The sequence below is a fragment of the Burkholderia sp. Ac-20379 genome, assembly GCF_017104645.1.
Classification (GTDB): Bacteria; Pseudomonadota; Gammaproteobacteria; order Burkholderiales; family Burkholderiaceae; genus Burkholderia.
The window spans coordinates 1-10,647 of record NZ_JAAGPF010000267.1; the positions used below are offsets into that span (position 1 = coordinate 1).

Sequence of the window (10,647 nt, forward strand, 5' to 3'; positions counted from 1 at the left end):
GAGCCGCAGCTCGCGCGGCTGCGCCCGCCCGTGCAGGCCGCCGCCGTGGCGCTGCACGCCGAGCCGGCCGCGCAGGCCGCCGATCCTGCGGAATCCGAAGCAAGCGCCGAGGGCGATCACGCACGGCCCGTGTCGGTGCGTTTCGCGACCGTCGCGCCGCAGTCGGAGCCGTACCGCGGCTATACGCTGTACGGCACCGCGCAGCCGGTGCAGAACATGATGTATCGCGCCTGGGCCGAGATCGCGCAGGATGGCCGCCGCGTCGAGCGCTCGGGCCTGATCGGCCCGCGCTTCTCGGATCCGGAGGCGGCCGAGCGTTTCGCCATTGCCTGGGCGCGCGATTGGGTCGATCAGCAAAACGCGCTCGAAGCCGATGCCGCGCTGCCGGCCGCCACGGTGGTGGCCGCACCGGCCGCGGTGCCGTTCGCGCATCACGAGCCGGTGTCGCTGCCGAAGCTGCGCACCGTGCATCCGGTGTCGGCCGCGCTCGCCACGCTGTCCACGCTGGTGCCGAACGATCGCCACAACATCCGTCATTTCGGCGCCGAGCGCCTGCATCGCGGCGACGACGAACTCGGCGAGGCTGCGGCGCGCTCGCAGGAGCTGTCGCACCGCGAGTTCGCCTATCAGATCGGCTGAGCGGGCCGGGCGGCCGCCGCGTTCGAAGGCGGCGCGTCACGGCGCATGACAATGCATGAAAAAACGCCGGCGCCTTCGGGCCACCGGCGTTTTTTCATGCGCGCGCGTTGCGATCGCGCGCCGCAACGCCGCAATGCCCCGGCACCGCGCAAGCCATGCTACGCACTCCCAACGAAAACGCGGCGGCCCGCCGCGCACCTTGCCGGCACGCGGCGGGCCGCCGCGAGGCGAACCCGTTCCTGCTTCGATCAGGCTGCGTGAAGCGGGCCGAGCATCAGCCGCGGCCGTACGTATCGTCGAAGCGGACGATGTCGTCCTCGCCGAGATACGAGCCCGATTGCACCTCGATCAGTTCGAGCGGCACCTTGCCCGGGTTGTCGAGCCGGTGCGTGGTGCCGAGCGGGATGTAGGTCGATTCGTTTTCCGACAGCAGGAACGTTTCGTCGCCGCGCGTGATGCGCGCCGTGCCGCTCACCACGATCCAGTGTTCGGCGCGATGGTGATGCATCTGCAGCGAGAGCTTCTCGCCCGGCTTCACGACGATGCGCTTGACCTGGAAGCGCTCGCCCATGTCGATCGAATCGTAGTGGCCCCACGGGCGATGCACCTTGCGATGATTGGTGGCTTCCGTGCCGGCCTCGGACTTCAGTTGCTTGACGATCTTCTTGACGTCCTGCACGTTCGACTTGTCGGCCACCAGGATCGCGTCGGGCGTTTCCACCACGATCAGGTCGCGCGTGCCGACGCAGGCCACCAGCCGGCCTTCCGAATGCGCGAACGTGTTCGACGCGCCCTCGAACATCACGCGCCCGCGCGCGACGTTGCCGCCGTCGTCCTTCTCCGAGATCTGCCAGATCGCATCCCACGACCCCACGTCCGACCAGCCCGCATCGAGCGGCACCACCACGCTTTCGCACAGCGCCGGCGCGTTGACCAGCGGCTCCATGACCGCATAGTCGATCGAGTTCGACGGCGATTCGCCGAAGCTCTCGCGATGCAGGCGGAAGAACGTGCCGTCGTCGGTGCCGTTGGCCACCGCGCGTTCGCAGGCTGCGTGGATCTGCGGCTGGAAGTGCTGGATCGTCTTCAGCCACACCGAGGCGCGCACCACGAAAATGCCGCTGTTCCAGAGGTAGTCGCCCGACGTCACGTATTGCTGCGCCAGTTCGAGGTGCGGCTTCTCGACGAAGCGTTCGAGCTTGCGCACCGGCAGCGCGCCGCCGTCGTCGAGCGCCGGGCCGACGCGGATATAGCCGTAGCCGGTTTCGGCATGAGTGGGCAGGATCCCCATCGTCGCGATGCGGCCTTGCGCGGCGTGGCGGATCGCGGCGTCGATGGCGGCCTGGAAGCGCGGCAGGTCGGCCACCGCGTGATCGGCCGGCATGACTGTCAGCACCGCGTCGCCGCCTTCGGCGAGGGTGCGCAGCGCGGCGATCGTCAGCGCGGGGGCGGTGTCGCGGCCGAACGGCTCGAGCACGATCGACGCGTCCTTGCCCGCCAGCCGCAGTTGCTCGGCCGTCGTGAAGCGGTGATCGTCGCCGCACACCACCATGATGCGTTCGGAGACCGGAAGATCGCCCTCGTAGCCTTCGAGGCGGCGGGTGGTGGATTGCAGCAGCGATTCGTCGCCGAGCAGCGCGATCAGCTGCTTGGGAAACTGTTCGCGCGACATCGGCCAGAGGCGCGTGCCGGAACCGCCCGCCAGCACGACCGGCTGCACGGCCACGCGGGTGGCCGCCTGCGCGACGGTGTCGCGTTGGGCGGCGGGAGCGGGCGTGGCGGGGGAGACGACGTTCGGCGCGGCGCCGACGACGGACGGAGGGTTCATTGGGCACTCCTCGAAACGATGGATCGGTGCAAATATTTTTAGCACGACATAATTGATCGATAAAAGCGTTTTGCTGCGCCGCACGATCGCCGGCCACCGTAAAAATATAAAAAATTATGTCGGTGCCGGCATCAAAATTCGTCTGGGTAAAAAGTGTAAAAAATAGGAGAGAGTGAACTGTACTGCATTGATTTTCAAGGGATCGTTGAGTTTTGTGAATTTCTGGCCATCGCAAACGATCTTTGAATTCGGAAAAATTTGCTCAGAAAAAATCGCCCAAAAAATGCAAAACTTTCCGAATATTTTTAGAAATACTTGCGCGCTTGCAGCAACAATTTTCTTGCCGCTTCAATAACGCCTGCAGCCAGCGAGACGGTGTCGTGTCGCGCTGCGACCCGATCATTTGTCCAGGCTGAAGGAGCGACCATGTTGAGCGTGTTGGCGAGAGTGATCGATATCGCGATGGCGTTGCTGGGTGCGCTGATCGCGGCCGCGCTGCACCGCGGCGGCTTCGTCGCGCTCGACGATCTGCAGCGTTCGATGGTGCTGTTCAACGGCATGCTGATCGTCGCGTTTTTCCCCGCGTTCGGGATCTATCAATCCTGGCGCGGCAAGCCGGTGCGCGCGCTGTTGTGGCGCGTGGCCTGCGCCTGGTGCGTGGTGGAGAGCGCCGGAATCCTGATGAGCTTCAGCTTCCACCATTCGGGCGAGCTGTCGCGCCTGTGGCTCGGCTACTGGGGCGTGATCACCGCGGCGCTGCTGGTGGCGTCGAAGGCGAGCGTGCACTGGGTGCTGCGCAGCCTGCGCCGCGAGGGCTACAACCACAAGGCGGTCGGCATCGTGGGCGACACCGGCGTGACGCGCCGGCTGATCGCGCAGATGCGGGCGCGGCCCGAGGCCGGCTTCACGCCGTCGTGCGTGTTCGACGTGACGGGCCAGGTCAGCAGCCGCGAATGCGACGGCGTGCCGGTGGAGCGGCGCTTCTCCGAGCTGGTGCGGCTGGTGCGCGGCCGGGCGCTGCGCGAGCTGTGGCTGGCGCTGCCGATCACCGAGGAGCAGCAGATCCACCGCATCGTGACCGAGTTCCAGCACGACTTCGTCAACATCCGGCTGATTCCGGACGTGCGCAGCCTGTCGTACTTCAATCAGGAGGTGGTGGAGCTGCTCGGCGTGCCGGCCATCAATCTGGCGGCCTCGCCGATCACCGACGTGCGGATCCTGCCGAAGTTCGTGTTCGACCGGCTGTTCGCGCTGGCCGCGCTGGCCATGCTCGCGCCGATCATGCTGCTGATCGCGGCGCTGGTGAAGGTGACCTCGCCCGGCCCGGTGTTCTTCCGCCAGACGCGCAAGGGCATCGACGGCAACGAATTCCGCATCTACAAGTTCCGCTCGATGAAGGTGCACAAGGAAGTGCACGGGCAGGTCACGCAGGCGCGCAAGGGCGACGCGCGGATCACGCCGGTAGGCCGCTTCCTGCGCCGCACGAGCCTCGACGAGCTGCCGCAGTTCATCAACGTGCTGAAGGGCGAGATGTCGGTGGTCGGGCCGCGCCCGCACGCGCTCGAGCACGACGACATCTACAAGGATCTGGTGCGCGGCTACATGTTCCGCTACCGCATCAAGCCCGGCATCACCGGCTGGGCGCAGATCAACGGCTTTCGCGGCGAGACCGACCGCGTCGAGAAGATGTCCGGCCGCGTGAAGCTCGACCTGTACTACATGCAGAACTGGTCGTTCTGGCTCGACATCAAGATCGTCGTGCTGACGCTCTGGAAGGGCTTCACCGGCAGCAACGCGTACTGAGCTTGCGCATCACGCGGCGCGCCGCTCCCGGCGCCGCCGCACTTTTCCGATCAACGCGAACGACCCTCACCGGTCGCAAGGGCTGAAAAATGAACCTGACTATCATCGGCAGCGGTTATGTGGGACTCGTCACGGGCGCCTGCCTCGCCGACATCGGCCACGACGTGTTCTGCCTCGACGTGAACGCCGCCAAGATCGCCGTGCTGAACGACGGCGGCGTGCCGATCCACGAGCCGGGCCTCAAGGAAATCATCGCGCGCAACCGCGCCGCGGGCCGCCTGCGCTTCTCGACCGATGTCGCTTCGGCGGTGGCGCACGGCGACGTGCAGTTCATCGCGGTGGGCACGCCGCCCGACGAGGACGGCTCGGCCGACCTGCAATACGTGCTGGCCGCCGCGCGCAACATCGGCAAGTTCATGACGGGCTTCAAGGTGATCGTCGACAAATCGACGGTGCCGGTGGGCACGGCCGAGCGCGTGCGCGAGGCGGTGGCCGGCGAGCTGGCCGCGCGCGGCGTGGACACCATGTTCTCGGTGGTGTCGAACCCGGAGTTCCTCAAGGAAGGCGCGGCCGTGGACGATTTCGCGCGCCCCGACCGCATCGTGATCGGCTGCGACGACGACGTGCCGGGCGAGAAGGCCCGCGAGCTGATGAAGAAGCTTTACGCGCCGTTCAACCGCAATCACGACCGCACGCTCTACATGGACGTGCGCTCGGCCGAATTCACCAAGTACGCCGCCAACGCGATGCTGGCCACGCGCATCTCGTTCATGAACGAGCTGGCGAACTTCGCCGACCGCGTGGGCGCCGACATCGAGGCGGTGCGCCGCGGCATCGGCTCCGATCCGCGCATCGGCTATCACTTCCTGTACGCCGGCGCGGGCTATGGCGGCTCGTGCTTCCCGAAGGACGTCGAGGCGCTGATCCGCACCGCCGACGCGAGCGGCCAGGCGCTGCAGATCCTGCGCGCCGTGTCGGACGTCAACGCCGCGCAGAAGCAGGTGCTGGCGCGGAAGATCGTCGCGCGCTTCGGCGAGGACCTGACGGGCCGCACGTTCGGCGTCTGGGGCCTGGCGTTCAAGCCGAACACCGACGACATGCGCGAGGCGCCGAGCCGCGCGCTGATCGCCGACCTGCTGGCGCGCGGCGCGCGGGTGCGCGCCTACGACCCGGTCGCCACGCAGGAAGCGCGGCGCGTGTTCGCGCTCGACCTGGCCGGCCGCCCGGACGATCTCGAACGGCTGACGTTCGTCGACGACGCGGGCGACGTGGCGCAGGACGCCGACGCGCTCGCGATCGTCACCGAATGGAAGGCGTTCAAGAGCCCCGATTTCGCGGCGCTGGCCGCGCGCTGGAAATCAGCCGTGATCTTCGACGGCCGCAATCTCTACGAGCCGCTCGCGATGCGCGAGCTCGGCATCGAATACCACGCCATCGGCCGCGCGCACGCGGTGCAGGCCCATGCCGCCGCCACCGCGGCCGTCAGGCCGGCCGCCCGCGCGGGCAAGTCCAACGACAAGGCGCGCGCCTGAGCGTAGCCGCCGCGCAACCGAAGCAGGAGGAAAACGCGATGTTCCGCAATGTGCTGATCGTCTGCCACGCCAACGTGTGCCGCAGCCCGACCGCCGAGATGCTGTTCCGCTCGCATGGCCAGGAGGCGCTGGAAAACTGCGCGTTCCATTCGGCCGGGATTCACGCGAACGACGGCGACAACATCGATCCGGTGATGCAGGCGCTGCTCGCCGAACGCGGCGTGGACGCCTCGACGCACCGCTCGCGCCGCCTGAGCCAGGCCATCGTGCGCGACGCCGACCTGGTGCTGACCACCGAGCGCCGCCAGATCGACGCGATCGAAGCGGTCGACCCGTGCGCGCGCGGCAAGGTGTTCCTGCTCGGCAAGTGGGAAGACGCGGAGATCGCCGATCCGCACGGGCACAGCGAAGCGGCCTACCGCGAAAGCTGCGAATTGATCGAACGTCTGGTTCAAGGATGGCTGCACAAACTATGCTGATACGCCTGTTTCCGCGCTCCCTCGCGGCGCGCTGCGCGCCGCTGCTGATCGCCGCGCTGCTGTCGGCCTGCTCGACCGCGCCCGGCAACTACCTGAACACGTCGCGGCTCGACGACAAGGGCACCATGCCCGACACGCACTACGACGTCCACATGATCACGCCGCAACTGGTGGCCGCGCAGGCGCTGGCCGCCTCGCAGGTGCAGCGGCCGCTGCCGCCCGACATGTTCTCGGATCCGTCGCAGTACGTGTACAAGATCGAGTCGCAGGACATTCTCGGCGTGACCGTCTGGGATCACCCGGAACTGACCACGCCGCAAGGGCAGTCGTTCTCGGCCGGCGGCAACACCACGCAGACCATCGCGGGCGCGCTGCAGCAGCCGTACACCAACGCGCTGCCGGGCCAGGCCGATCCGTACGGCCAGACGGTCGGCCCGGACGGCACCATCTACTTCCCGTTCGTGGGCCGCCTGATGGTGGCCGGCCGCACCGCGCAATCGGTGCGCGAGGAGCTGGCCGCGAAGCTGTCGCGCTACGTCAAGAACCCGCAGGTGGACCTGCGCGTGCTGTCGTACCGCAGCCAGAAGGTGCAGGTGACGGGCGAGGTCAAGACGCCCGGCCCGCTCGCGATCACCGACGTGCCGCTGCGCCTGGTCGACGCGATCACGCGCTCGGGCGGCACCACCGCCGAGGCCGATCTGCAGCGCGTGCGCCTGACCCGCCACGGCCAGTACTACGTGCTCGACGCGAACGCGATGCTCGACAAGGGCAACACCTCGCAGGACGTGATGCTGCAGCCGGGCGACGTGATCAACGTGCCGGATCGCACCGACAGCCGCGTGTTCATCATGGGCGAGGTCAAGCAGCCGATCACGGTGCCGATGCTGAAGGGCAAGCTGACGATTGCCGATGCGCTGACGGCCGGCGGCGGGCTGCTCGACACCGATGCGAACCCGCGCCAGATCTACGTGCTGCGCGACATGATGAACAACCCCACCGCGCCCGACATCTACCGCCTGGACATGACCCAGCCCGAGGCGCTGATGCTGTCGAGCCGGTTCCAGTTGAAGCCGCTCGACGTGGTGTACGTGGGCACGGCCGGTTCGGTGCAGTTCAACCGCCTGCTGCAGCAGATTTTCCCGACCATTCAGTCGGTCTACTACATGAAGCAGATCACGCACTGATCTGGCGCGGCCGGCGTCGTCCGACGCCGGCCCACCGAACCTGAGGCGGATAGCCATCGTGAATACGCAAGTCAAACATCCCTACGCGGATCTGGCCGCGAAGCCCGACGAGGAAGACGTCGTCCTCGGCCAGTTGATCCAGGTCGTGCTCGACGACATCTGGCTGCTGCTCGGCATCGCCGCGCTGGTGGTGGCGCTCGCGGGCGTCTATTGCTACCTCGCGAAACCCGTCTATTCGGCCGATGCGCACGTGCGCGTCGAGGCCGCCGACAACACCACGCAGGCGCTCACGCAGACGCAGACGGGCGCGGTGATCAACAGCGGCCCGAGCTCGCCCGCCACCGACGCCGAAATCGAAATCATCAAGAGCCGCGGCGTGGTGGGCCCGGTGGTCGAGCAGTGCAAGCTGAACTTCTCGGTCGCGCCGAAGACGATGCCGCTGCTCGGCGCGATCGCCGCGCGCATCGCCACGCCGGGCAAGCTCGCCGCGCCGTGGTTCGGCCTCAAGTCCTACGCCTGGGGCGGCGAATCGGCCGCGATCGATTCGATCGACGTGGCCCAGCCGCTCGAAGGCAAGCAACTGACGCTGACGGCCGGCGAGGGCGGCGCGTATTCGCTGGCCGATCCGAACGGCGGCCTGCTGCTGCGCGGCCGCGTGGGCGAGCGCGCCGAGGGCAACGGCGTGTCGCTGACGGTGTCGAAGCTGGTGGCGCGTCCGGGCACGCAGTTCACGGTGGTGCGCCAGAACGATCTCGATGCGATCACGGCGTTCCAGTCGGGCATCCAGGTGTCCGAGCAGGGCAAGCAGACGGGCGTGATCCAGATCTCGCTCGAAGGCAAGGATCCGGACCAGACGGCGCTGATCGCCAACGCGCTCGCGCAGTCGTATCTGAATCAGCACGTGGTCAGCAAGCAGGCCGAGGCCAACAAGATGCTCGACTTCCTGAAGAGCGAGGAGCCGCGCCTGAAGTCCGACCTGGAACGCGCGGAGGCCGCGCTGACCGATTACCAGAGCACGTCGGGTTCGATCAACGCGAGCGACGAGGCGAAGGTCTATCTGGAAGGCAGCGTGCAATACGAGCAGCAGATCGCCGCGCAGCGCCTGCAGATCGCGTCGTTGAGCCAGCGCTTCACGCCCGAGCACCCGATGGTGATCGCGGCCAACCAGCAGCTCTCGCAGCTCGAGAAGGAACGCGACAAGTACGCCGACAAGTTCCGCAGCCTGCCGGCCACCGAGGTCAAGGCCGTGGCGCTGCAACGCAACGCCAAGGTGGCGGAAGACATCTACGTGCTGCTGCTGAACCGCGTGCAGGAACTGTCGGTGCAGCGCGCCGGCACCGGCGGCAACATCCGCCTGGTCGACGCCGCGCTGCGCCCCGGCGTGCCGGTCAAGCCGAAGAAGGCGCTGATTCTGTCGGCGGCCGTGATTCTGGGCCTGATCGTGGGCACCGGCGTGGTGTTCCTGCGCCGCAGCCTGTTCAAGGGCATCGAGGATCCGGAGCGCGTCGAGCGCATGTTCAACCTGCCGATGTACGGCCTCGTGCCGAAGAGCGCCGAGCTCGAGAAGCTCGACACCGCCGCGCAGAAGAGCGGCAGCGACATGCGGCCGATCCTGGCGGTCGCGCGGCCCAAGGATCTCAGCGTCGAGAGCCTGCGCAGCCTGCGCACCGCCATGCAGTTCGCGCTGATGGACGCGAAGAACCGCGTGATGGTGCTGACCGGCCCGACGCCGGGCATCGGCAAGAGCTTCCTGACCGTCAACCTGGCCGCGCTGCTCGCCGCCTCGGGCAAGCGCGTGCTGCTGATCGACGCCGACATGCGCCGCGGCGCGCTCGACCGCTACTTCGGCGTGTCGCGCCGCAACGGGCTGTCGGAGCTGCTGAGCGGGCAGGTGGCGCTGGAGGACGCGATCCGCGAGACGCAGGTGCCGGGGCTGTCGTTCATCCCGACCGGCCAGCGCCCGCCGAACCCGTCGGAGCTGCTGATGTCGCCGCGCCTCGCGCTGTATCTCGACGGGCTCGGCAAGCGCTACGACGCGGTGATCGTCGATTCGCCGCCGATCCTGGCCGTGACCGACGCCACGCTGTTCGGCGTGCTGGCCGGCTCGACGTTCCTGGTGCTGCGCTCGGGCATGCACACCGAGGGCGAGATCAGCGATTCGATCAAGCGCCTGCGCACGGCCGGCGTGCACGTGCAGGGCGGCATCTTCAACGGCGTGCCGGCGCGCACGCGGGGCTACGGGCGCGGCTACGCGTCGGTCCACGAATATCTGAACGCCTGAGGCGCGCGAGCGCCCACGCCCAAGACGAGGTGAAGCACCGATGAAACTTTCCGTACTGGTTCCGACCTACCGGCGTCCCGCCGATCTCGCCCGCTGCCTCAGCGCGTTGCAGCGCCAGCGCCGCGCGCCCGACCAGGTGATCGTGGTGGCGCGCCCCGAGGACGACGCCACCCACGAATGCCTGGCCGACCCGCGCGTGCGCGGCGCGCTGCCGCTGGTGATCGCACCGGTCGAGGTGGGCGGGCAGGTGGCCGCGCTGAACCTCGGGCTCGACACGGCGTCGGGCGACGTGGTGGCGATCACCGACGACGACGCCGCGCCGCACGCCGATTGGCTCGAACGGATCCACGCCGCGTTCGCGGGCGACGCGCGGCTCGGCGCGCTCGGCGGCCGCGACTGGGTGCACGAGAAGGGCCGCGTGGTGGACGGCGAGCAGCCCGTGGTGGGTCGCGTGACGCTGTCGGGCAAGCTGATCGGCAATCACCATCTCGGCGTGGGCGGCGCGCGCGAGGTGGACATGCTCAAGGGCGCCAACATGATCTACCGGCGCGCCGCGATCGCCGGGCTGCGCTTCGACACACGCCTGCGCGGTGCGGGCGCGCAGACCCACAACGACATGGCGTTCAGCATGGCCGTCAAGCGGCGCGGCTGGAAGCTGGTGTACGACCCGGCCGTGGCCGTCGATCACTATCCGGCCGAGCGCTTCGACGAGGACCGGCGCGACGCCGCCTCGCGCAACGCGATCGTCAACGCCGCCTACAACCTGCATCTGACGCTGCGCGATCACTTGCCGGGCGCCAAGCGCGAGATCGCCTGGTGGTGGTACGCGCTGGTCGGCACGCGGGTGTATCCGGGCTTCGCGCACGTGCTGCTGTCGGTCGGCTCGCCGCGCGGCGGAAGG

Annotated in this window: 7 protein-coding genes and 1 pseudogene; 7 read left to right on the forward strand and 1 reads right to left on the reverse strand. The window is 68.1% G+C overall.

Translation table 11 applies throughout. The annotated features are described in order from the left end of the window. Positions 1 to 639 (forward strand): annotated as a pseudogene (locus G3N92_RS25490) (transposase); the annotation flags it as partial. Between the two features lie 274 nt (positions 640 to 913). On the opposite strand, the gene G3N92_RS25495 reads toward G3N92_RS25490, so the two are convergent. Beyond that, complete coding sequence (locus G3N92_RS25495) at positions 914 to 2,467, reverse strand: mannose-1-phosphate guanylyltransferase/mannose-6-phosphate isomerase (RefSeq protein ID WP_206130372.1); 1,554 nt, start codon at positions 2,465 to 2,467, stop codon at positions 914 to 916. Between the two features lie 426 nt (positions 2,468 to 2,893). Between G3N92_RS25495 and G3N92_RS25500 the strand changes: the two genes are divergently transcribed. The 6 genes from G3N92_RS25500 to G3N92_RS25525 form a co-directional block, all read left to right on the forward strand. After that, entirely contained in the window at positions 2,894 to 4,270 is a 1,377-nt protein-coding gene (locus G3N92_RS25500) for an undecaprenyl-phosphate glucose phosphotransferase (protein WP_206130373.1), read from the forward strand. 89 nt (positions 4,271 to 4,359) lie between these two features. Further along, the gene (locus G3N92_RS25505) at positions 4,360 to 5,802 is read left to right on the forward strand and encodes a UDP-glucose/GDP-mannose dehydrogenase family protein (RefSeq protein WP_206130374.1); all 1,443 of its coding nucleotides are present in this window, start codon (positions 4,360 to 4,362) and stop codon (positions 5,800 to 5,802) included. 38 nt (positions 5,803 to 5,840) lie between these two features. Continuing rightward, on the forward strand, positions 5,841 to 6,281 hold the full coding sequence (locus tag G3N92_RS25510; protein WP_206130375.1) for a low molecular weight protein-tyrosine-phosphatase: 441 nt from the start codon (positions 5,841 to 5,843) through the stop codon (positions 6,279 to 6,281). Next, on the forward strand, positions 6,275 to 7,465 hold the full coding sequence (locus G3N92_RS25515) for a polysaccharide biosynthesis/export family protein (RefSeq protein WP_241015018.1): 1,191 nt from the start codon (positions 6,275 to 6,277) through the stop codon (positions 7,463 to 7,465). Before G3N92_RS25510 ends, G3N92_RS25515 begins: the two co-directional genes overlap by 7 nt. 55 nt (positions 7,466 to 7,520) lie before the next feature. Then, a complete protein-coding gene (locus G3N92_RS25520) occupies positions 7,521 to 9,746 on the forward strand; it encodes a polysaccharide biosynthesis tyrosine autokinase (protein ID WP_206130378.1) in 2,226 nt (741 codons plus the stop codon). 40 nt (positions 9,747 to 9,786) lie between these two features. Beyond that, the coding region (locus G3N92_RS25525) for a glycosyltransferase family 2 protein (protein WP_206130377.1) at positions 9,787 to 10,647 on the forward strand (861 nt) is incomplete at its 3' end.

Coding starts and splice junctions, on each gene's coding strand:
- G3N92_RS25495 (WP_206130372.1), bottom strand. CDS start 2,467: ATGAACCCTCCGTCCGTCGTCGGCGCCGCGCCGAACGTCGTCTCCCCC.
- G3N92_RS25500 (WP_206130373.1), top strand. CDS start 2,894: ATGTTGAGCGTGTTGGCGAGAGTGATCGATATCGCGATGGCGTTGCTG.
- G3N92_RS25505 (WP_206130374.1), top strand. CDS start 4,360: ATGAACCTGACTATCATCGGCAGCGGTTATGTGGGACTCGTCACGGGC.
- G3N92_RS25510 (WP_206130375.1), top strand. CDS start 5,841: ATGTTCCGCAATGTGCTGATCGTCTGCCACGCCAACGTGTGCCGCAGC.
- G3N92_RS25515 (WP_241015018.1), top strand. CDS start 6,275: ATGCTGATACGCCTGTTTCCGCGCTCCCTCGCGGCGCGCTGCGCGCCG.